This is a genomic window from Empedobacter sp. R750 (genome assembly GCF_030324345.1).
Taxonomy (GTDB): domain Bacteria; phylum Bacteroidota; class Bacteroidia; order Flavobacteriales; family Weeksellaceae; genus Empedobacter; species Empedobacter falsenii_C.
In genome coordinates, this window is sequence record NZ_JACAGF010000003.1 from 63,776 (window position 1) to 85,728 (window position 21,953).

Genomic DNA, 21,953 nt, shown 5'->3' on the forward strand with positions numbered 1-21,953 from the left:
CTGGCTGGGGCTCGAACCCAGGACCCCAACATTAAAAGTGTTGTGCTCTACCAACTGAGCTACCAGGTCTCCGTTTTGGAGTGTTATTGTTTTTAGACTTCTCAATAACTAGAAGTTTGTGACCTGGCTGGGGCTCGAACCCAGGACCCCAACATTAAAAGTGTTGTGCTCTACCAACTGAGCTACCAGGTCTCCGTTTTTTCGGACTGCAAATATACGATTATATCTGAGTTTACAAAACGAAAGACGTTTTTATTTTTCTTATATAAAAAAGAACGTTTTGACTAAGTGACCTGGCTGGGGCTCGAACCCAGGACCCCAACATTAAAAGTGTTGTGCTCTACCAACTGAGCTACCAGGTCGGTTTCTTAAATCGAGTGCAAATATAGGGCGTTTAATACTAATTTAACAAACGTTTTGTGAAGTTTTTTACAATTTATTAATTAATCATTTCGGTTTTAAGAACTTAAATTTAGATAAATTTTTAGTTTTTTTTTGAAAGATAGAATTTCGAGTAAGAAAACTGAAAAAATAAGCCATAGAAACATCATTTTATACATTTGATAAATGATTTATATACTATATTTGTCAACCAGCAAATCTAAATCTATGTGAACCGAAATTATTTTCGGAACGCTATTTAAAGATTGAAATTTTAGAATGAAGAAGAATATACTATATATTATTATTGCTTTGTTTTCGGTGGTGTCGTGTAAAAAATCTGATAATCCAGAGGCAGACGTACCCGATTCTGAATATGCAAACAATTGTAATCAAGAAACAAAAGATGCACATTTATCTAATTTTGCATTGAAAGAGTTAAAGGAATTGATAAAAGATCAACCACAGATTATTCATCAAAAATTGAATGATCGTTGTTTCAAAGTTTCTAAACTTGGAAAAAATTTATACATTCAAAATTCTGATCGTTTAGATTCTTTGAAAATCAAAAAAAATAATCAAGGAACGATGTTTTTGAATAAAATAACAGCAATACAGGTTTCGCAAGAGATTGTTTACAAATTAACGTATTCTTTTCCGATTAAATTCTTGAATCAATATAGAGCAGAAATCAAAAAAGATGCGCCAAAATCTAAATATCATCATTCAAATTCTATTGTTACCAACGAAGATTATCAGGTAACATATAATGTAGAGCGTTATGATGCAAGACGTTTGGAAAATACGTATTCGTATCAAATTGATACGTTTGATGGATATGCGAGATTAACTATTTTTTATTCAGAAGACTTACCAGTAGACTAATCATGATTATTTCTTTAGTAGGATATATGGGTAGCGGAAAATCGACTACCGGAAAAGATTTAGCCAAAGCACTTGGTTTCGAATTTATCGATCTTGATGATTTTATCGAAAATAAATATCAAGCAAAAATTAGTGAGATTTTTGAAAAAGAAGGCGAATTAGGTTTTCGAAAAAAAGAAAGAGAAGCCTTAAAAGAAGTTTTGACTTCAACAAATATTGTGCTTTCTTTAGGCGGTGGAACTCCTGTTTATTACGATAATATGGATGAGATTGCCAACAATTCAATTTCAATTTTCATGCGTGTGCAATTACCGCAATTGGTCAAACGATTGGAAAATAAAAAAGAAACTCGACCTTTGATTGCTCATCTTTCTGATGAAGAAATGATGGAGTTTATTGCGAAACATTTGTTTGAGCGCAATCAGTTTTATGAAAAGGCAAAATATACAATCAGTATTTCAAACCAAAGTACATTAGAAATTTTGGACGAAATTATGAAACATCTTAAAAAGGAGAAGATTTGGAATTAATCCAAATCTTCTCCTTTTATAATGATACCTTCTGCATCTTCTCCACCTTCTTCTAAATAATCATCCAAATCTCGCCGATCTTTTTTCGTTGGTCGACCTTCACCTCTTTCACGATAATAATCTTGCGAAAGCTTTCGAAGCTCTAAAACTTCATATTCTTCTTTTGGCGTTGTATCCACAATATGCAAGGTTAACAATTTAGCTCCAATTCTATTATTTGGCACTTGCAATACTTTAAAAGATAAATTAATTTGATCTTTTCTCACCTCAATCGCATCACCCGGAATTATATCTCGCGACGCTTTTGCTACATCTCCATTCACTTTTACACGATTCTTTTTTACCGCATCAGCCGCTAAAGATCTCGTTTTATAATATCTAACACTCCAAAGAAATTTATCTAATCTCATTTAAAACTGAATATTTGTTAGGTTAAACTAATATTTTTTCTAAATTCGCAATATAAATCGAAATAACATGATAAAGAAATTCTTCGTTACTTTAATTGCATGTTCTGCTGTTTTAGTAGGATGTAATAATGATGATGATAACGGTGTAAGTAAAGAAACTAAAATTCCAGTTGAAGAACGTAATGCATTAGATGATGAGGCTATTCAACAATACATGGAAGATTTCTATTTCAATCCTAAAAATGGAAAACTTACAAAGTTTGATGACGTAAAAGATAATGAGGACGATAAATATCCTTCTTTAAAATCTTTAGCAAAACAAGATAACTTAGGAATTTGGTATGCCGAAAACCCTAATCATAAAGGAACTGGAGAAACTATTCTTTCTAATGATAGTACATCTATTTATATTTCTTATAATATTGGAACTTTTTTAGCGACTAATAGTACAGATTATAAAAGAAAATATGGATCTATATCTACAGGAGGAACGCCAAATTCTGGTGATGGATCGGCTGTGAAAGATCCTAGTTTTTATTATTTTATCCCAACTGAAACAGAAGCTAAAAATGGAGTAAAAAGAGAACATTTAGAATTAAAGAATTTTATAGAAGGATTAAAACATTTCAAAACAACAAACCGTTCTACAAATGATTTATACAACTTTCAAGGTGTAATTATATTACCTTCTCGTTTAGCTTACGGTAGAAACAAAGTATATTCTTCGGGCATAGGAATTTCTGACCAATTAAGCGCATATAGAGACATAAGTTATATTTTCAATTTCGAATTACCTAAAATCGAGAAAAGAACAACAAAATAATTATCTTCAAAACAAGATAATCTTACAAAAACCATCTACATTGATGGTTTTTTTTTATCTTTAAATTTCAAAATGTATTAGAATTAAACCTAAAAAATGAGTATTATAAAATCTATTATCGATAACGATTTCTATAAATTCACCATGCAATTTGGCGTTACAAAATTGTATCCAGATGTAATGGCTCGCTATAAATTCATCAACCGTGGTGAACACCAATTTCCTGAAGGTTTTGCAGATGAATTGCAAAAAGAAATCAACGCAATGGCTTCTCTTGCTTTAACCAAAGACGAAAAAAACTTTTTCACAACGAATTGCCCTTATTTAAGTCCTGCTTATTTAGACTTTTTGCAAGGTTATCGCTATGATCCAAATGAAGTGAAAATCACCCAAAACGGAACTGATGTAGAAGTTCACGTAGAAGGATATTGGTATCGTACAATTCTGTGGGAAGTTCCAATCTTGTGTTTGATTAGTGAAATTTTCTATAAATTGACAAATGCACAACGCATTTCGAACGAAGAAATCACAAAACGTACAAGCGATAAAGTTGATTTATACAATCGTCTTGGCGTTACAGTTGCGGAATTTGGTACTCGTCGTCGTCACAGTTACGAAGTTCATGATGTAGTGATGAAAGAATTAACAAATCATAAAGGAAAAAGTTTTGTTGGAACTTCTAATGTTCACTTTGCACATAAATATGGCGTAAAACCAATTGGAACTCATGCTCACGAATGGTTTATGTTTCATGGTGCTCGTTACGGATTCAAAATTGCGAATTCAATCAGCTTAGATCGTTGGGTAAAAGTTTATTATGGCGATTTAGGAATTGCTTTGACAGATACGTATACGTCGGATGTTTTCTTTGGACAATTTGATAAAAAATTATCTAAATTATTTGATGGAGTTCGTCATGATTCTGGAGATCCAATTGAATTTGGAGAAAAAACAATTGCGCATTACGAAAAAATGGGCATCAATCCTTTATTCAAAACGATTATTTTCTCGGATGGATTAAATTCAGAAAAAGTGGAAATGATTACAAAAGCTTTCAAAGGAAGAATTGGATTATCATTTGGAATTGGAACCAACTTAACAAACGACACTGATTTAAAACCAATGAATATTGTAATGAAATTAACAGAAATTTCTTCGATAGATATAAAATGGACAGGCGTTGTAAAACTTTCGGACGAAAAAAATAAACACACTGGAACTTCACGTATGATTGCTCTTGCTAAAGAAATGTTAGATTTAGATGACATTCCATCGCATGATGCGCCAGAAAATGATTAAGAATTTTCTTTAAAATAAAAAATGGAACTCAATATTGAGTTCCATTTTTGTTATCATTTAATATAATGAAAGATTATTTATTCATTAAATCTTCGATTTCTTCTGCTTCTAACGGAATATTTTGCATCAAGTTGAAAGGCTTTCCTTCTTTTTGAATTACATAATCATCTTCCAAACGAATTCCAAAACCTTCTGCAGGAATATAGAATCCTGGCTCGTTTGTGAAAACCATTCCAGCCACAAAATCATCAGTCAATAAACCATAATCATGTGTATCTAATCCCATGTGATGAGACGTTCCGTGCATCATGTATTTTTTGTAAGCTGGCCAAGCTGGATCTTCGTTTTGTACATCTGCTTTATCCAACAAACCTAAACCTAACAATTCAGAAGTATAAACTTTTCCTAATTCTTCGTGATATTTGTACCAATTATTTCCAGGAACTAACATTGTTTCCGCTTCTTTTTTACAACGTAAAACCGCATCATATACTTCTCGTTGACGTTTTGTATATTTTCCATTAACCGGAATTGTACGTGACATATCTGATGAATAATTTGCATATTCTGCAGCAACATCAAACAAAATCAAATCACCATCTTTACATTCTTGGTTATTTTGAATATAATGTAACACATTTGCATTATTTCCAGACGCAATAATTGGCGTGTATGCAAAACCTTTCGAACGATTACGTAAAAACTCATGAACAAACTCAGCTTCGATTTCGAATTCCCAAACACCAGGTTTTACGAAATTTAAAATACGACGAAAACCTTTTTCTGTAATATCACACGCTTGTTGAATCAAAGCAATTTCTTCCACTTCTTTTACAGAACGTAAACGTTGCAAAATAGGATTTGAACGTAAATAAGTATGTCCAGGATAATCTGCTTTCAATTGTTTTACAAAACGATCTTCGCGCGTTTCTACTTGTGGCGCTTCTGTTACGCGATAATGCTCGTTTTTATTTACATAAACATTATCCGCTTCTACCATCAATTTACGTAAAACATTTGGTAAATCTTGTAACCAAAGTACAGTTTTGATTCCAGAAACTTCTGTTGCTTGAGCTTTTGATAATTTTTCTCCTTCCCAAACTGCAATATGATCGTTCGTTTCACGAACAAATAATACTTCTTTATATTTTGGATCGTAAGCATCAGGGAAAATCAATAAAATAGATTCTTCTTGATCAACTCCAGATAAATAAAAAATATCACGATGTTGCGCAAATGGTAACGTAGAATCTGAAGAAATTGGATAAATATCGTTAGAATTGAAAATAGCAAGAGAACGAGGTTTCATTGCTTTTACAAATTTCGCTCTGTTCTTTACGAATAATTCGCTTGAAATAGGATTGTATTTTGTTGTCATAAAATTTTACATTAATTATTATGACCAAATTTAAGAAGATGTTTTTAGAAAAAAAAGGAAAACCCTCGCAGAAACGAGGGTTTTAACCTTAACCAACCTAAACCTATGAAAAAGCCATTAGCCTTTTATGTTGACAAATGTAAGCTACTTTTTTTAAACTGCAAATTTTTTTTAAAAAAAGTCAATATTTTTTTAACGTCAATATGATAAAACGATAATATTCAACAAATAAACCCTCTATAAAAATTCAATAATTATTCATTTGCGATATTCAAATAATTATTCTTATATTTGCACCTCGAATTTTAGTATAAATAATAACTTAAAAGAAGTTAAAAATGACACATTACGAAACTGTTTTCATTTTGACTCCCGTTCTATCTGATTCTCAGGTAGAGGAAGCAGTTAATAAATTCAATGACTTTGTTACTGCTAACGGTGGTGAAATCGTAGCAAAAGAGAACTGGGGCTTAAAAAAATTAGCTTACCCAATTCAAAACAAAAGAAATGGATTCTACCACTTAGTAGAATTTAAATCAGACAATAACGAGTTAGTTTCTCAATTAGAAGTTGCTTACAAACGTGATGAGCGTGTAATCCGTTTCTTAACTGTGAAATTAGACAAACACGGTATGGACTGGGCAGAAAAACGTAGAACAAAATTAAAGTCTAACTCTAACAAATAAGCAAAGCTATGGCAATTGACGATTTAGCAAAAAAAGCAGCTGGAGGTAGCGAATCAGAAATCCGTTATTTATCTCCTTTAGATATCGAAACACAATCAAACTCAAAATATTGTCGTTTCAAAAAATTTGGAATCAAATACGTTGACTATAAAGACGCTGATTTCTTAATTCAATTCGTGAATGAGCAAGGTAAAATTTTACCTCGTCGTTACACAGGAACATCTTTAAAATACCAAAGAAAAGTTTCTAAAGCGATCAAAAGAGCTCGTCACTTAGCATTAATGCCATTTATTGGTGATCAATTAAAATAATAACCTAAATATTAAAATATCATGAACGTAATTTTAAGACAAGATGTAGAAGGTTTAGGTTTTGAATTTGAAGTTGTTTCAGTAAAACCTGGATACGCACGTAACTTCTTAATCCCTCGCGGATTAGCATCAGTTGCAACTCCAAAAAATGTACAAGAATTAAATGAAGTTTTAGACGCTCGTAAAGCTGAAGAAGCTACATTAATCTCTGCAGCGAAAGAAAAAGCGGCTAAATTAGATGGTTTAGTTGTTAAAATCGACGCTAAAGTTGGTTCTGGAGACAAATTATTTGGATCTATCAACAATGCAGATTTAGCAGAAGCTTTAGTTAAAGCTGGTGTTGAAATCGAGAAGAAAAACATTAGAATCCCTGGAAATACTATCAAACGTTTAGGAAAATACGAAGCTAAAGTTCGTTTCCACAGAGATGTTGAAGTAGATTTCGGATTTGAAATTGTACCAGATGCTGCATCTATCAAAGCTGCTGAAGAAGCTGCTAAAACTAGAGCAGAATTAGCTAAATTAGATGCTCAAAAAGCAGCTAATGCTACTAAAGAAGAAGGTTCTTTCTTCAACTATGATAACCCAATTTACGCTAACGACAAGAAAGCGAAAAAAGAGGAAGTATCTGAAGAAGTTGCTACAGAAGAAACTCCATCTACAGAAGAATAATTATTATTCAACTATATATAAAAAACCTCGCAGTTTGCGAGGTTTTTTTATGCTTTTATTTTAGATAATCTAACGTATTTACTTCTTTAAACTTTGGCGAACGTCGTAAGAAATCTTTAAAGAAAGCCGTATGTGTAGCTCCCATTAATACAAAAATACGATCGTCTTTTGTAATTGGCACATTGTTCATATTCGCAAACATCCACAAATTTCTTTCATAAAACTTTGCCGCTTGCTCCGCTCCCAATGGATAACCATTTACAGAAACAGTGGTTAATAAATCTGCATTATAATTAATCAGTGCATCCAAATAATCAGGTTGATTATTCAACCAAAATAATTCCATAACATTCATTTTATCTTCATTAATCTTATTCTTTTTCTCATTCAAAGAAAACAACTCACCATATTTTTTATATGTTATGGTATCTTGTTGATCTTTTAATGCAGAAGAAAGCAGATAGTAATAATCTTTCTGATAATCGATTCCATAAATCTGTTTCGTTCCGCTTAATCGTCCAACTTCATAAGCTAATAACTCAATCTCGGTAGGTTTTTCAAATTTCATTTTTGGATTCTTTAAATAATCTGAATAAGCCGTGGCAATTTTCTTATTCTTATACGGCTCTTGTTCAACCAAAATAATTGTTGGTTTAAAAGCTGCAATTTTATTTGCTAATTCATGTACTTGTCGAATATTCTCTTTATTATGTTCGTCAAACTCTGTCGAATTAGCATCTGTCGTATAGCCCATGTGAAAAGTCCCAACATTAAGAACTGGAATCGCATCATCAAATTTTGTTTGAAAATTATATTTTGCCTGAGCAGATAAATTAACAGAACCTAAAACGGTAATGATTGTGATAAATAAGTTTTTCATTTGAATTAATTTTTAATTATGATTCAAATTTCTGTGATTCTGAAAAAATTGACTTCTATTTATCGACTAACCCATTTGATTTATCGACGAATCACTTCACTTTTATCTAGAAAAGAATCTAATTTTACAAAAAACAAAAACAATGGAGAGTGATAAAAAAAATTTAAGTTTCTCGAAACAAAAAAGTGTACTTATACTTTTAGGGTTCTGGCTTATTTACATTCTGTTTGACTACATAACAATTGGATTAGTTAATCTAACTAACGGAAATTCATTTTTTGAAGCAATTAACTTATTTGCATCAACAATGTATATTGTTCAGTTAATTACAATTTTTATTATCTATTTTTTTATTGCTCCTTATTTTCTAAAAAATATCAATTGGAAATCGATATTATTCTCTATAATATGTTCCTTTACAACATTTATTATTGTTCGTTATTTTATTGAGCAAATTATTACAGATTTTTTGTTTCACAAAGTCAATTATTTTGAAGGAACAACGATTAGTTTTTACATTTACGACAATTTACATTATGGTTCTTTCATCGTTTTTTCGTCACTTTTTTTATGGATGACATTCCATTCAATTCATACTCTAAAACAAAATAACATTATAGAAAAAGAGAAAAAAGAAGCTGAAATTAATTTTCTTAAATCTCAAATTAATCCTCATTTTTTGTTTAATACCCTTAATAATATTTATAGTTTGGTGAGTGTAAATTCTCCTCATTCGCTGAAAGCAATCGAAAATTTGAGTGCAATTATGCGTTTTACAACCTACGAAACCAATAAAGATAAAATAGAAATTGAACGAGAAATTGATTACATCAATCAATATTTAGATTTGGAGCAGATTCGTTATGGAGAAAAATTTTATGTTGAAAAAGAATTTTTGATTGAGAATTCTAAAAAATTGATTCATCCGTATATTATTTCACCTTTAATCGAAAATGCAATAAAACATGGCGTTGTAAAAAACATTAATCATCCAATTAAAATCAATTTAAAAACCAATTCTGAATACCTTGAGATTTCCGTTTCAAATAAAATTAACCAACATCAAAAAGATGAAACTTCTGGAATTGGATTAACAAATTTGAAAAAAAGATTGAATTATTATTTCGGAAATAATTATAATTTCGAGATTAAAAACGATTATGAAACCTTTCATATTTACCTAAAAATTCCTTTAAATGACGAAAATTAAGTGTATTATTTTAGACGATGAACCTTTGGCTGTTGAATTATTAAAAAAACACGCTTCTGAAAATGAAAATTTAATTGTTTCACTTGCTACAACCGAAGTTTTTGAAGCAATTGATTTTCTCAAAAATAATAAAGTTGATCTTATTTTCACAGATATTCAAATGCCCGAATTAACAGGAATTCAATTGATGAAAATCCTTGATCATTCTCAGAAATTTATTGTTACAACTGCTTATCAAGATTATGCTTTAGAAAGTTTTAATTTTCATGTGGTTGATTATTTATTGAAACCTATTACGAAAGATCGTTTTGATTCATCAGTAAAAAAGTATGTTGATTTTTTTCAAATGACATCAACTAAAAATCAGTCAACTTATTTGTTTGTAAAAGCAGATGGAAAGCAAGTGAAAATTAATTTTTCGGACTTAATATACATTGAAGGTTTGAAAGATTATATTCGAATTCATACCAAAACTGAAAAAATATTAGTCTTAGAAACCATGAAATCTTTCGAAGAAAAATTACCAAATCATTTCAAAAGAATTCATCGTTCGTATATCATCAATCTTGATTTTTTAACTTCAATAGATGGTAATTCTGTTTATCTCAATCAGAAAATTTTACCAATTGGAGAAACATACAGAAAAGAAATGAAGGATTTTGGTTAAATGCGTTATGCGTTATGCGTTATGCGTTATGCGTTATGCAAAACAAAAAACTCCAACTTTAAAAGTTGGAGTTTTTTGTTTTTTATATATTTCTTGTTCGTTGTATCAGCAACATATCAGCCAAAACCATCGCAGCTAAACTTTCTACAATAGGAACGGCTCTTGGAACAACACAAGGATCGTGACGACCTTTTCCATGCATTTCTACCATTTCGCCATCAGCATTCAATGTCGTTTGTTCTTGCATTAATGTCGCAACTGGCTTGAAAGCAACTTTGAAATAAATATTCATTCCATTCGAAACTCCACCTTGTATTCCTCCAGAATAATTGGTCTTTGTTGTTCCGTCTTGATTGAATTGATCATTCATTTCTGAACCTTTCATTGATGTAGAAGCAAAACCTTCGCCGTATTCAAAACCTTTCACCGCATTTATCGACATCATTGCTTGCCCTAAACGCGCGTGCAATTTATCAAAAATTGGTTCACCTAAACCAACTGGCACATTTTGAATAACGCAAGTCACTTCACCTCCAATTGTATCTCCTTCTTTGCGAATTTCTTTGATACGATCAATCATTTTTTCTGCCATTTCTAGATCTGGACAACGTACTGCCGTATCTTCAATTTTAGAAAAATCTAATGTAGAATAATCATTATCCAACTTCAACTCACCCACTCCGCTTACATAAGCCGTAATAGTGATATTTGGAATCACATGTTTTGCAACAGCGCCACCTACAACCCAATTCGCCGTTTCGCGCGCAGAAGTTCTTCCTCCACCTTTATGATCGCGAACACCATATTTGGTTTCGTATGTAAAATCGGCATGAGAAGGACGAAAAACGCCTTTGATATGATCGTAATCGTGAGATTTTTGATTATCATTCGGAATAATAAACCCGATAGAAGCACCTGTTGTTTTTCCTTCAAAAATACCTGAAAGAAATTGTACTGTATCTGGTTCTTTTCGTTGTGTCACAATTGCAGATTGCCCTGGCTTACGACGATCTAATTGTGCTTGTATCCAATCAAAATCTAATTCGATTCCACTTGGAACGCCATCAATTACACCTCCAATCGCTACACCATGACTTTCGCCAAAAGTTGAAATTTTAAATAGTCTTCCGAATGTATTCACAATAGTATATGAGTTTTTGTTTTTATTTTTCGAATTGATAAATCACTGCATTAACATTCATTGTAGCTCCAACAGAAGCTAAAATAATTTTATCATTTGCGTGAAATTGATGAGGAGCTAATTCTCCTTTTTTGATTAAATCAAACATTGTAGGAACCGTTGCTACAGATGTATTTCCTAAGAATTGAACCGTCATTGGATCAATTTTTTCTGGAACAGCCACACCATATAATTTGTATAAACGCTCTATCATCGCATGATCCATTTTTGCATTTGCTTGGTGCAATAAAATTTTATCAATATCAGTAATTGATAAATTTGTTTCGTCTAACAATTCTTTTATTGCTGGTGGAACATTTTTTAATACGAATTCGTAAACTTTACGACCTTTCATATTAATTGTTTTGATTGAACCTTTATAGTCTGGATTAGCAGAACGTCCATTTGTCAAATAAGCCAATTCATCACCTGTATAACTTAAAGTTTCATGATTGATGATTCCATATTTATAGTCAGCTTCTTTTGCTTCCAAAACCACTGCTCCTGCTCCATCTGCAAAAATCATCGCAGAACGATCATGTGGATCTACAGCACGAGATAACGTATCAGAACCAATTACCAAAACTTTCTTTGCAATATTTGCTTGAATAAATTGATGTCCTAAAATCAATGATTCTATCCAACCAGGACAACCAAATGTCATATCATAAGGCTTACATTTTAGGTTTTTGATTCCTAAATTGTGTTTCACTTTTGCCGAAATTGACGGCATAATATCAATTTGATGACCAACAGGATCAATATCTCCAAAGTTGTGCCCAACGATTATATAATCTAATTCTTCTGGATTAACGCCAGATTCTTCAATTGCTTTTTTAGCTGCAAAAGTTGCGATATCAGAATTTAATAAATCATCTTCTACATATCTTCTTTCTCTGATTTCTGTAATTTCCTCAAATTTACGCGTAATTTCTTCACCAGTTTTATCCAAACGATTTCCACTTTCGTCATAAAATTCGTGGTTAACAAAATCTTCGTTCGTAACAATTCTATTTGGTAAATAGTGTCCAGAACCTGTAATTACAGAGTTTATCATATTAATATTGTTCAATTTTAATAAAAAAATAATAGCGACAAAGTTACACATTTCATTAAAATAGTCATGAAAAATATGTAATAACTCATACCGAAATTAATAAAGTATAATTAATTTAGCAGCATGAAAAAAAATCCTTCATTAATTGGTCTTTTAATCGTCTGTGGATTAGCTGCTTTGATCGTTGTTATTTATAACACTTTTTTGAGCAAAAAAGATGGGTATGTGATTGACAATCCATCAAACAAAACCTTGACAATCAAAATTAACGATAAAGATTTTACAATTGCACCGCAACAAAATGCACGAGTAGACCTGAAAAAAGGAAAAGCGCATATCGTTTATAGTTTTAATAATAAAAATGTAGATACGGTTGTAGATATTACAAGAGCAAATGGTTTTATAAATCCTACACATCAAGAATATTATACATTTACACGACCTTATGGTGTTAGAAAAAACAAAGATTCTATCTTTTTATCAAACAACATTGCAATAGATAACAAGGTTTATCACGGAATTATCGAAAAATCTTCTCAATTATACATCGAAAACTTTTACTATAACATTGATCAGGATTATCCTAAAATGTTCATAAAAAGTGGCGGAAGCGAGAAAGCAACTGATTTATCGAAAATATTTAACAAAGAAGATTTTAAACAATTTTATTTCGAGAATTACGAATAAGATTTAGATTTTATAACTTTACAAAATGGCAAATCATCAACACGATGCAGTAACTCCTTACGAAGCATCAGATCTAAATAAAAAGAAACAAGTCGAGCAAATGTTCGATAATATTTCGCCAAAATACGATTTATTAAACCGTGTTTTATCAATGGGAATCGACATTCAATGGCGAAAAGATGTTATCAAAATGGTAAAAGCTTCTCAACCAAAAACGATTTTAGATATCGCGACTGGAACAGGAGATTTGGCGATTATGATGGGTAAAAATACTGATGCAAAAATTACTGGATTAGATTTATCTAACGGAATGTTGGAAGTTGGTCGCAAAAAAGTAAAAGAAGCTGGATTAGAAAATCGTATCGAAATGGTACAAGGTGATTCGGAAAATTTACCTTTTCCTGATAACACTTTTGACTGTGTAACCGTTTCTTTTGGTGTTCGTAATTTTGAAAACTTAGAGAAAGGTTTAGCAGAAATCAACCGTGTTTTAAGACCTGGAGGAACTTTCGTTATTTTAGAATTCTCTTATCCAACGGCTTTCCCTATGAAACAATTGTACACGTTTTATTCTAAAAATATTTTACCTGCAATTGGTAAAATGGTTTCGAAAGATCAAAGTGCTTATACCTATTTACCAGATTCAGTTCGTGCTTTTCCACATGGAGAAGAAATGAAAAATATCTTGAAAAGTGTAAAATTTACACAACCTATTGATAAAAAACTTACTTTTGGTATTGCAAGCATTTATAAAAGTATAAAATAAATTTGCTTGTTATTCGTTGAAAGTCTATGAGAAAAAATCTAATCATCGCATTATCGTTAACTGTTGCAAGCATTGCAAATGCACAGTTTCGCCCTAATAATGACAGAAGCGAAAACAGAACTGAAACTGATCAGAAAAAATTTAGTTTTGGATATTTCTTGGGAACTAATATGATGAGTTACAAGATTGTTCCTAAAGCTCAAACAAATCCGTTACCAGGAACTCCTCAAACACCAGATGATGATGGGGTAAATGAACACGGTTTAGTTTATTTAGATCAAGAAAGTAAAGCTGGTTTCTCTGTTGGATTAATCGCAAAAATGCGAGTAAATGATTATATTGATTTAAAATCAGAACCAGGATTGCATTTTGCTCAACGTATTTTACATTTCAATAACTACTTGGATCCTGCTACAGGTGAAACAATAGAAGACCCTTCTAAAATAACACGCGAAGTAAAATCTACTTATATCGAAATTCCGTTGTTACTTAACTTTCACGGAGATCGTTGGTTCAATACACGTCCATACATTCAAGGAGGTTTGGGTTATCTAATGAATTTACAATCAAACGAAAACAAAGAAGACGATAACGAAACTGGAGTTTTCAGAACTACAACGAATAATTTTAACTGGCAAGCAGAAATTGGTGTTGAAATTTATTTCAAACGATTTAAACTTACACCAGCTCTAAAAGGTATGTTCTTCTTTAATAATGAAATTGTTCCTGATAAAGATGCTTCACAAAAGTATTGGACAGGAAGTTTGAATTCATTATCAACCAGAGCATTTGTTTTTTCTCTAAAATTTGAATAAAAATTTAAAGTCATAATCATAAAATAATAAAAACCATAAATAATATAATCACATGAATTTTCAATTATCGGAAGAACAATTAATGATTCAAGAAGCTGCTCGCGACTTCGCTAAAGCTGAGTTATTACCAGGAGTTATCGAACGCGACGAAACATCTACTTTCCCAACTGATGCAGTAAAAAAAATGGGAGAACTTGGATTCTTAGGTATGATGGTTGACCCAAAATACGGAGGATCTGGTTTAGATAGCGTTTCTTATGTCATTGCAATGGAAGAAATCGCTAAAGTTGATGCTTCTGCTGCTGTTGTCATGTCAGTTAACAACTCTTTGGTTTGTGCTGGTATGGAAAAATATTGTAACGAAGATCAAAAACAAAAATATCTAGTACCATTAGCTTCTGGTCAAGTAATCGGAGCTTTTTGTTTATCTGAGCCAGATGCTGGTTCTGATGCTACTTCTCAAAAAACTACTGCGGTAGATATGGGAGATCACTATTTATTAAATGGTACAAAAAACTGGATTACGAATGGTGGAACAGCTTCTACTTATTTAGTAATCGCTCAAACTGATCCAGAAAAAGGTCACAAAGGAATCAATGCTTTCATCGTAGAAAAAGGATGGGCAGGTTTCGAAATTGGACCAAAAGAGCAAAAAATGGGAATCCGTGGTTCTGACACACATTCATTATTCTTTAATGATGTAAAAGTTCCAAAAGAAAACCGTATCGGTGAAGATGGATTTGGATTTGCTTTCGCAATGAATGTCTTAAACGGAGGACGTATCGGTATTGCTTCTCAAGCATTAGGTATTGCACAAGGCGCTTATGAATTAGCATTAGATTATGCAAAAATTCGTAAAGCATTCAAAACAGAAATCATCAATCACCAAGCTGTTGCATTCAAATTAGCAGATATGGCAACTAATATTACAGCTGCTCGTATGTTATGTTTCAAAGCTGCTGTTGAGAAAGATGAAGGAAAAGATATTTCTATTTCTGGTGCAATGGCAAAACTATTTGCTTCTAAAACAGCGAACGAAGTTGCTTCGGAAGCCGTTCAAATTCATGGAGGAAATGGTTATGTTCGCGAGTATCATGTAGAGCGTATGATGCGTGATGCAAAAATTACTCAGATTTACGAAGGAACATCAGAAATTCAAAAAATTGTAATTTCGAGAGGAATTGCTAAATAATTTTAGATAAATATAATTATTTTTTATCTTTATGAGACATCTGTTAATGACAGATGTCTTTTTTTATTTATTTAATCAAAAAACAATACGTCGTATATTTGTGGCGGAAAAAATATAAAGAAGATGAAAATTTTTAGATTCGGACCAAAAGGTCAGGAGAAATCAGGTGTAATCATCGATGAGAAAAAATTTGATGTTTCAGCATCTGGAATTATTTATGATGATGATTTTTTTGGAAATACCGAAAAACAAGAAACTTTACAAAAATATATCGAGCAAAACATTAACAGTTTGCCTTTAGTTGAAGACAATGTACGTATTGGTACGCCTTTAACTCGTCCAGGAAAAATTGTTTGTGTAGGTCTTAACTTCGATGATCACGTAAAAGAAACAGGTTTGGAGCAACAAGCAGAGCCGATTATGTTTATCAAAGCAAATCAATCGTTTAACGGACCAGAAGACGGAATTATGCAACCAAATGGTTCTACAAAAATGGACTGGGAAACAGAACTTTGTATTATTATTGGTGAAAAAGCAAATAATGTAACGGAAGAAAATGCGATGAATCACGTATATGGTTATGCGTTGATTAATGATATTTCTGAGCGTGCATTCCAAACAGAGCGTGGAGGAACTTGGGACAAAGGAAAAGGATGTGATACATTTGCACCTGTAGGTCCTTTTATTGCAACAAAAGACGAAATCGAGGATGTAAATAATTTACGTGTTTGGTTAAAATTAAACGGAGAATTAATGCAAGATGGTAATACAAGTGATTTTATTTACCGCATTCCTAAATTAATTTCCTACCTATCTCAATTCATGTCTTTCTTACCTGGAGATATTATTTCTACAGGTTCTCCAGCAGGATCAGGAATGGGAAAAACACCTCAAGTTTGGTTAAAACCAGGAGATGTTATCGAGTATGGAATTGATGGTTTAGGTTCTACAACTCAAACTATTTTACCTTTCTCAAGAGGTTAAAAATAAGATATCTTACAATAAAAAAACGTGCAATTCAAAATTTGAATTGCACGTTTTTAACTTCTGTTTAGTATCATACTTAATTGATTAAACGATAAAACGTATTCTTTTTCATCCAATCAATTATTGATTTTAAAACAATCTATCAATTAAATAGAACGTCTAATTCGAAAAAAATATTGGATATTCAATTAATTAACGTAATTTTGCAAACGTTTTGACAACCGTCTAAATGGTACAAATCCATCAAAGTGACGAATAATTCCTAAAATCTTTTGGGAAAACAGAATCATTTTGTACATTTGCACCCCGATCGGATTGTCGGTAATTTATAAAATATTAAAAATCAAGATAGTGGACACTTTAAGTTACAAAACTTCATCAGCCAACAAAGAAACTGCTCAGAAAGAATGGGTAGTTGTGGACGCTTCTGACTTATCATTAGGTCGTTTAGCGTCAGGTGTTGCGAAGCTTATCAGAGGTAAGCACAAAACAAACTTCACTCCTCATGCAGATTGTGGAGATTATGTAATTGTTTTAAACGCTGACAAAATTCAATTAACAGGTAACAAATGGGATGACAAATTATACATTCGTCACACAGGTTACCCAGGTGGACAAAGATCTTTAACTGCGAAAGAAGTTTTTGCAAAAGATCCTGTACGCTTAATCGAAAAGTCAGTAAAAGGAATGTTACCTAAAAATAAATTAGGTAGTAAATTATTGACTAATTTACATGTATTTGTTGGTACTGAGCACAATCACGAAGCTCAACAACCAAAACAAATCGATATTAACGAATATTTATAATCTAATTCCATGGCAATAGTTCATAAAATCGGACGTAGAAAAACATCTGTTGCTCGTGTATACTTACAAGAAGGTAATGGAGAAATCTTCATTAACGGGCGCGAGTTAGCAATCTACTTCCCTACGGCAGTATTACAATACAAAGTAGAACAACCATTTTTAATCACTGGTACAAAAGAGAAATACAATGTAGATATCAAAGTATTTGGTGGTGGAATCACTGGTCAAGCTGAAGCAATTCGTTTAGCAATTTCTAGAGCTTTATGTGAAGTTGACGCAGATTTTCGTTTACAATTAAAACCAGAAGGGTTATTAACACGTGACCCACGTATGGTTGAACGTAAAAAATTCGGTCAAAAGAAAGCGCGTAAGAAATTCCAATTCTCTAAACGTTAATTTATTCAATTCATTAAAAAATCCATTTTCCGTTGGTTTAGCATCTAAACAAATAAGGCTAGAATTTTTCGACCACTTGTTTGTTGCTTGTTGAGATAACGGAACGTAAACTAAAAAAAAGAAAATGGCAAAAGTAAATGTAAAGGACTTATTAGGTGCTGGTGTGCACTTTGGTCACTTAACAAGAAAATGGAATCCGGCTATGGCTCCTTATATTTTTATGGAGAAAAACGGAATCCACATCATCGACCTTCACAAAACTGCAGTGAAATTAGATGAAGCATCTGAAGCTTTAGGAAAAATTGCTGCATCTGGACGTAAAGTTCTTTTTGTTGCAACTAAAAAACAAGCAAAAGATGTTGTAGCTAAGCATGCTGAAGAAATCAACATGCCTTATATTACAGAACGTTGGCCTGGTGGGATGTTAACTAACTTTGTTACTATCCGTAAAGCAGTTAAAAAAATGAATTCAATCGATCGTATGAAAAAAGACGGTACGTTTGAAACACTATCTAAAAAAGAAAGATTACAAGTTGATCGTCAAAGAGCATCTTTAGAGAAAAACTTAGGTTCTATCGCTGATATGACACGTTTACCATCTGCAGTATTTGTTGTAGATATTGTACGTGAGCACATCGCTATAGCTGAAGCTCAAAAATTGGGTATTCCAATCTTTGCAATGGTTGATACAAATACTGACCCTCGTCAAGTAGATTTCCCAATCCCTGCAAATGATGATGCTTCTAAATCTATCGATATCATCTTATCTACAGTAGCTGATTCTATCAAAGCTGGTTTATCTACACGTAAAGCAGAAAAAGAAAAAGCAAAAGAAGGTAAAGAAGAAGGAGCTGAAACAAAAGAAGCTTAACATTAACTTGATGATCAATTCATCGATATAATATACCTTGTAGCTCCTACACCACTTTGTGGTGTACGAGCTACTTTTATTTAAAATATTAAGAAACAAAATAAAAATATTACTATGAGCTACAAAGCAACAGCCGCTGAGGTAAGTAAATTAAGAAACGCAACTGGTGCGGGAATGATGGACTCTAAAAAAGCTTTAGAAGAAGCTGGTGGAGATTTCGATAAAGCTGTAGAAGTTTTACGTAAACAAGGACAAAAAGTAGCTGCTAAAAGAGCTGACCGTGATTCTACAGAAGGTGCAGTTATCGCTAAAGTTAACGCTGACCAAACTAAAGGTATCGTTATCGCTTTGAACTGTGAGACTGACTTCGTTGCTAAAAATGAAGCTTTCGTTGCTATGGCTAACGAAATCGCTGATTTAGCTTTAACAGTTAACTCTAAAGAAGAATTATTAGCTTTACCATTCGCAGGAATTACAGTTGGTGAAAAATTAACTGAGCAAACAGGTGTTATTGGAGAAAAAATCGAAATTGGTACTTTCCAAGCTATCGAAGGTGCTATCGTTAATTCTTACATCCACGCTGGTAACAAAATTGGTGCTGTAGTTTCTTTATCTGCTAACGTAGAAGGTGCTTCTGAAGTAGCTCGTGACGTTGCTATGCAAGTTGCTGCTATGAACCCAGTAGCATTAGATGAAACTTCTGTTGCTCAATCTGTAATTGACACTGAATTATCTATCGCTAGAGAAACTTTAGTTGCAGAAGGTAAACCAGAAAATATGATTGAAAACATCGCTCAAGGTAAATTACAAAAATTCTTCAAAGAGAATACATTAGTTCACCAAGCGTCAATCAAAGACGGAAAAACTTCTGTTCAAGATGTCGTTAAAGCTGTTAACGCTGACTTGAAAGTAACTGGATTTATCCGTTACAGCTTATAATAAGTTTATAATTTTTATTATATATCTTAAAGTGATGCTAAAATTTAGCATCACTTTTTTGTTTGGTATATATTTTGAAATGTTTGTTTTATAATTATTTATTTTTATATTTGTTAGGATTACAAGCATATGAAACACTTTATACTATTTATAACTATATTTTTATTCACCATAACATCTGCATCAGCTCAGTCGAGATTTGATCAGGACAAAGGCTCTGTTAGCATTTATCCAAATCCTGCGAGTTCTACGTTTACAATAAAATTTGATAATCCATCGAAAGCAAGTTCAGTGTCGATATACTCGATTATCGGAAATGAAGTGATGAATAAAAAATTAGATGGAAGCCAAAAAGCAAACTTTAATGTACAAAGTTTGAAAAAAGGAAAATACATTGTTCGCGTTTTTAATGAAGATGGAACAACAGAAACACAATCGTTGATTAAGAATTAAAATTATTCATATAAAACAAAAAAGCTTCTCAAAAATTTGAGAAGCTTTTTTTATGTCGTTACTCGAAAGTCTATTTCGCTTTCTTGTAATTATCTTCAACTTGTTTCCAATCCAAAACATTGTTAAACGCTTTCAAATAATCATCGCGTTTGTTTTGATATTTTAAATAATAAGCATGTTCCCAAACATCAATTCCTAAAATTGGCGTTCCTGCAACCTCTGCTCCTGGCATCAATGGATTATCTTGATTTGCTGTACTTGTAACCGCCAAACTTCCGTCCGCTTTCACAACCAACCAAGCCCAACCAGAACCAAAACGTTTAGAACCCGCTTCGTCCAATTGTTTCATCAATTCTTCTGTAGAACCAAATGTTGCATCAATCTTCGCTTTAAGATCTCCTGTAGGCGCTTTCTGCGGCGTTGGAGACATAATATCGAAATATAGCATGTGATTGTAATATCCACCAGCATTGTTGCGTAAAGCAGCATTATTCATATCCATTTTTTTCAAAATGTCTACAATATCATTCGATTTGATATTTGCTTCTTTTAGTGCTGTATTCAATTTGTTGATGTATCCTAAATAATGTTTAGAGAAATGAACTTCCATTGTTTTTGCATCAATGTATTCGTTCAATTCATCGTAACCATATTTCAAAGGTTTAATTTGGAAAGTTCCTGGGTCAGCTTTAACATCTGTAGGATTTCCAACAGGCTCTGCAGCAGCTTGCACTGTATCTTGTTTTACAACTTCTTTAGTTGTTGAGTCAGCATTTTCTTTCTTCGTTTCGCATGACTGAACAAAGAGAAGAACACCCAAAACTGACATCAAAAATATACCCTTTTTCATCTTATTCTTTTATGTAGTTTACTTATGATATTAATATTTCTACTAAAATATACTAAAACTATCGAATATAAAATTGATTTCTTTTAATTTTCTGTTAAAATGAAATAAACTAATTAAATTTGATTGACATTTTTTATAAAAGTTTAATATGTATGAAGAATATAAAATAGAAATTAAATTTACACCAAATGAAAAGGAAATTGAGGATATTTTTTCATGGACTTCATCTGATAGAGGAGAAATATGGGATTGTTATAAAAAAACAGGTCTTGTAATTGCAAAAATTAATGATAAAGTTATAGGCTACATAGCTTATAAAATAGAAATACTTGCAATTTATATTTCTTTAGCTGAAACAAAAGATTTGTATAAAAAACAAGGAGTTGCAAAATTATTAATTAGTAATTTAATTGAGGAGTTCTCAAAATTAGGATATATAGCAGTTTACTTATTTTGTTCACCTATAGAATCTCAATATATATGGAATAAGCTAGGTTTTTCTTATTACCCCGAAAATGCTTTAAAACATAACTCCAGATTATATATGAATAAAATATTTGGAAGTGTTTGTGAAATTAATCTAAAAAAAGACATTAGTTTTAATGACAATTTTATAGAAATTTGGGATTGTGAGAATCCTCAAAAAGGAAAAGAACCTAAATGGATTGTTAATTTTAATTAATAACCAATACAAAAAAATTTGTTCAACCATTTACCTTCTTTTCAAATATAAATTGGAAAATAAGAATTAAATCTGGCAATTATTTTAGGGAATGTCGCTATAAAAAATATGATAATAAACACTCATTTATGTACATAAA

25 protein-coding genes, 2 tRNA genes and 1 pseudogene are annotated in these 21,953 nt (G+C 31.9%); 20 read left to right on the forward strand and 8 right to left on the reverse strand.

Annotated features, from left to right (window positions below):
* Positions 1 to 119: 119 nt before the first annotated feature.
* Together HXZ74_RS04360 and HXZ74_RS04365 are read right to left on the reverse strand one after the other, a co-directional pair.
* A tRNA-Lys gene (locus tag HXZ74_RS04360) sits at positions 120 to 192 on the reverse strand.
* Positions 193 to 289: 97 nt separating this feature from the next.
* A tRNA-Lys gene (locus HXZ74_RS04365) sits at positions 290 to 362 on the reverse strand.
* Between the two features lie 298 nt (positions 363 to 660).
* Between HXZ74_RS04365 and HXZ74_RS04370 the strand changes: the two genes are divergently transcribed.
* Both HXZ74_RS04370 and HXZ74_RS04375 read left to right on the forward strand, forming a co-directional pair.
* Positions 661 to 1,266 (forward strand): hypothetical protein, encoded by a 606-nt coding sequence (locus tag HXZ74_RS04370; RefSeq protein WP_286474026.1) that lies wholly within the window; start codon positions 661 to 663, stop codon positions 1,264 to 1,266.
* Positions 1,267 to 1,268: 2 nt separating this feature from the next.
* Positions 1,269 to 1,796 (forward strand): shikimate kinase, encoded by a 528-nt coding sequence (locus HXZ74_RS04375; protein WP_280062554.1) that lies wholly within the window; start codon positions 1,269 to 1,271, stop codon positions 1,794 to 1,796.
* Here HXZ74_RS04375 and HXZ74_RS04380 read toward each other — a convergent pair.
* A complete protein-coding gene (locus HXZ74_RS04380) occupies positions 1,793 to 2,206 on the reverse strand; it encodes an RNA-binding S4 domain-containing protein (RefSeq protein ID WP_115001391.1) in 414 nt (137 codons plus the stop codon). The two genes, HXZ74_RS04375 and HXZ74_RS04380, sit on opposite strands and share 4 nt — an antisense overlap.
* Positions 2,207 to 2,273: 67 nt before the next feature.
* On the opposite strand from HXZ74_RS04380, the gene HXZ74_RS04385 reads away from it, so the two are divergent.
* On the forward strand, positions 2,274 to 3,029 hold the full coding sequence (locus HXZ74_RS04385) for a hypothetical protein (RefSeq protein ID WP_286474029.1): 756 nt from the start codon (positions 2,274 to 2,276) through the stop codon (positions 3,027 to 3,029).
* Between the two features lie 96 nt (positions 3,030 to 3,125).
* Complete coding sequence (gene pncB / locus HXZ74_RS04390) at positions 3,126 to 4,328, forward strand: nicotinate phosphoribosyltransferase (RefSeq protein ID WP_286474032.1); 1,203 nt, start codon at positions 3,126 to 3,128, stop codon at positions 4,326 to 4,328.
* 73 nt (positions 4,329 to 4,401) lie between these two features.
* On the opposite strand, the gene HXZ74_RS04395 is transcribed toward pncB, so the two are convergent.
* A complete protein-coding gene (locus HXZ74_RS04395; RefSeq protein WP_280045316.1) occupies positions 4,402 to 5,706 on the reverse strand; it encodes an aminopeptidase P family protein in 1,305 nt (434 codons plus the stop codon).
* Between the two features lie 338 nt (positions 5,707 to 6,044).
* On the opposite strand from HXZ74_RS04395, the gene rpsF reads away from it, so the two are divergent.
* The 3 genes and pseudogenes from rpsF to rplI all read left to right on the forward strand — a co-directional run.
* Positions 6,045 to 6,392, forward strand: coding sequence for a 30S ribosomal protein S6 (gene rpsF / locus HXZ74_RS04400; RefSeq protein WP_038334492.1), 348 nt, complete (start codon positions 6,045 to 6,047; stop codon positions 6,390 to 6,392).
* Between the two features lie 8 nt (positions 6,393 to 6,400).
* The gene (rpsR, locus tag HXZ74_RS04405) at positions 6,401 to 6,703 is read left to right on the forward strand and encodes a 30S ribosomal protein S18 (protein ID WP_019976570.1); all 303 of its coding nucleotides are present in this window, start codon (positions 6,401 to 6,403) and stop codon (positions 6,701 to 6,703) included.
* 21 nt (positions 6,704 to 6,724) lie between these two features.
* Positions 6,725 to 7,222 (forward strand): annotated as a pseudogene (gene rplI, locus HXZ74_RS04410) (50S ribosomal protein L9); the annotation flags it as partial.
* Between the two features lie 208 nt (positions 7,223 to 7,430).
* Here the strand turns inward: rplI and HXZ74_RS04415 are convergent.
* Positions 7,431 to 8,255, reverse strand: a complete 825-nt coding sequence (locus HXZ74_RS04415) for a DUF5694 domain-containing protein (RefSeq protein ID WP_286474034.1) — start codon at positions 8,253 to 8,255, stop codon at positions 7,431 to 7,433.
* A gap of 142 nt (positions 8,256 to 8,397) precedes the next feature.
* On the opposite strand from HXZ74_RS04415, the gene HXZ74_RS04420 reads away from it, so the two are divergent.
* Together HXZ74_RS04420 and HXZ74_RS04425 are read left to right on the forward strand one after the other, a co-directional pair.
* Complete coding sequence (locus tag HXZ74_RS04420; RefSeq protein ID WP_286474036.1) at positions 8,398 to 9,465, forward strand: sensor histidine kinase; 1,068 nt, start codon at positions 8,398 to 8,400, stop codon at positions 9,463 to 9,465.
* Positions 9,452 to 10,132, forward strand: a complete 681-nt coding sequence (locus HXZ74_RS04425) for a LytR/AlgR family response regulator transcription factor (RefSeq protein WP_280062560.1) — start codon at positions 9,452 to 9,454, stop codon at positions 10,130 to 10,132. Before HXZ74_RS04420 ends, HXZ74_RS04425 begins: the two co-directional genes overlap by 14 nt.
* A gap of 82 nt (positions 10,133 to 10,214) precedes the next feature.
* Here the strand turns inward: HXZ74_RS04425 and aroC are convergent, their stop codons facing one another.
* Together aroC and HXZ74_RS04435 are read right to left on the reverse strand one after the other, a co-directional pair.
* Positions 10,215 to 11,273 (reverse strand): chorismate synthase, encoded by a 1,059-nt coding sequence (aroC, locus tag HXZ74_RS04430; RefSeq protein WP_280062561.1) that lies wholly within the window; start codon positions 11,271 to 11,273, stop codon positions 10,215 to 10,217.
* 22 nt (positions 11,274 to 11,295) lie between these two features.
* Positions 11,296 to 12,369 (reverse strand): 3-oxoacyl-ACP synthase III family protein, encoded by a 1,074-nt coding sequence (locus HXZ74_RS04435; protein ID WP_038334667.1) that lies wholly within the window; start codon positions 12,367 to 12,369, stop codon positions 11,296 to 11,298.
* A 123-nt stretch (positions 12,370 to 12,492) separates the two neighbouring features.
* On the opposite strand from HXZ74_RS04435, the gene HXZ74_RS04440 reads away from it, so the two are divergent.
* The 10 genes from HXZ74_RS04440 to HXZ74_RS04485 all read left to right on the forward strand — a co-directional run bounded on the left by HXZ74_RS04440 (position 12,493) and on the right by HXZ74_RS04485 (position 20,282).
* The gene (locus HXZ74_RS04440) at positions 12,493 to 13,056 is read left to right on the forward strand and encodes a hypothetical protein (protein ID WP_115001408.1); all 564 of its coding nucleotides are present in this window, start codon (positions 12,493 to 12,495) and stop codon (positions 13,054 to 13,056) included.
* Between the two features lie 25 nt (positions 13,057 to 13,081).
* Entirely contained in the window at positions 13,082 to 13,822 is a 741-nt protein-coding gene (gene ubiE, locus HXZ74_RS04445; protein WP_038334486.1) for a bifunctional demethylmenaquinone methyltransferase/2-methoxy-6-polyprenyl-1,4-benzoquinol methylase UbiE, read from the forward strand.
* Positions 13,823 to 13,848: 26 nt separating this feature from the next.
* Positions 13,849 to 14,637, forward strand: a complete 789-nt coding sequence (porT, locus tag HXZ74_RS04450; protein WP_280062563.1) for a type IX secretion/gliding motility protein PorT/SprT — start codon at positions 13,849 to 13,851, stop codon at positions 14,635 to 14,637.
* A gap of 52 nt (positions 14,638 to 14,689) precedes the next feature.
* Positions 14,690 to 15,829 carry an acyl-CoA dehydrogenase family protein gene (locus HXZ74_RS04455; protein WP_115001412.1) on the forward strand — a complete coding sequence of 380 codons (1,140 nt, stop codon included), beginning with the start codon at positions 14,690 to 14,692 and terminating at the stop codon, positions 15,827 to 15,829.
* A gap of 123 nt (positions 15,830 to 15,952) precedes the next feature.
* Positions 15,953 to 16,813, forward strand: coding sequence for a fumarylacetoacetate hydrolase family protein (locus HXZ74_RS04460; RefSeq protein WP_115001415.1), 861 nt, complete (start codon positions 15,953 to 15,955; stop codon positions 16,811 to 16,813).
* 354 nt (positions 16,814 to 17,167) lie between these two features.
* Positions 17,168 to 17,623: a 50S ribosomal protein L13 gene (rplM, locus tag HXZ74_RS04465; RefSeq protein ID WP_038334665.1), complete on the forward strand. Its 456-nt coding sequence runs from the start codon at positions 17,168 to 17,170 to the stop codon at positions 17,621 to 17,623.
* A gap of 9 nt (positions 17,624 to 17,632) precedes the next feature.
* On the forward strand, positions 17,633 to 18,019 hold the full coding sequence (gene rpsI, locus HXZ74_RS04470) for a 30S ribosomal protein S9 (protein WP_038334481.1): 387 nt from the start codon (positions 17,633 to 17,635) through the stop codon (positions 18,017 to 18,019).
* A 124-nt stretch (positions 18,020 to 18,143) separates the two neighbouring features.
* Entirely contained in the window at positions 18,144 to 18,890 is a 747-nt protein-coding gene (gene rpsB / locus HXZ74_RS04475; RefSeq protein WP_115001416.1) for a 30S ribosomal protein S2, read from the forward strand.
* A gap of 114 nt (positions 18,891 to 19,004) precedes the next feature.
* Positions 19,005 to 19,829 (forward strand): translation elongation factor Ts, encoded by an 825-nt coding sequence (tsf, locus tag HXZ74_RS04480; RefSeq protein WP_038334478.1) that lies wholly within the window; start codon positions 19,005 to 19,007, stop codon positions 19,827 to 19,829.
* Between the two features lie 129 nt (positions 19,830 to 19,958).
* Positions 19,959 to 20,282 carry a T9SS type A sorting domain-containing protein gene (locus HXZ74_RS04485; protein ID WP_115001418.1) on the forward strand — a complete coding sequence of 108 codons (324 nt, stop codon included), beginning with the start codon at positions 19,959 to 19,961 and terminating at the stop codon, positions 20,280 to 20,282.
* Positions 20,283 to 20,352: 70 nt separating this feature from the next.
* Here the strand turns inward: HXZ74_RS04485 and HXZ74_RS04490 are convergent, their stop codons facing one another.
* Positions 20,353 to 21,132 carry a superoxide dismutase gene (locus tag HXZ74_RS04490; protein ID WP_286474040.1) on the reverse strand — a complete coding sequence of 260 codons (780 nt, stop codon included), beginning with the start codon at positions 21,130 to 21,132 and terminating at the stop codon, positions 20,353 to 20,355.
* A gap of 148 nt (positions 21,133 to 21,280) precedes the next feature.
* Here HXZ74_RS04490 and HXZ74_RS04495 point away from each other — a divergent pair, with 148 nt between their 5' ends.
* The gene (locus HXZ74_RS04495) at positions 21,281 to 21,814 is read left to right on the forward strand and encodes a GNAT family N-acetyltransferase (RefSeq protein WP_286474043.1); all 534 of its coding nucleotides are present in this window, start codon (positions 21,281 to 21,283) and stop codon (positions 21,812 to 21,814) included.
* Positions 21,815 to 21,953: the final 139 nt, after the last annotated feature.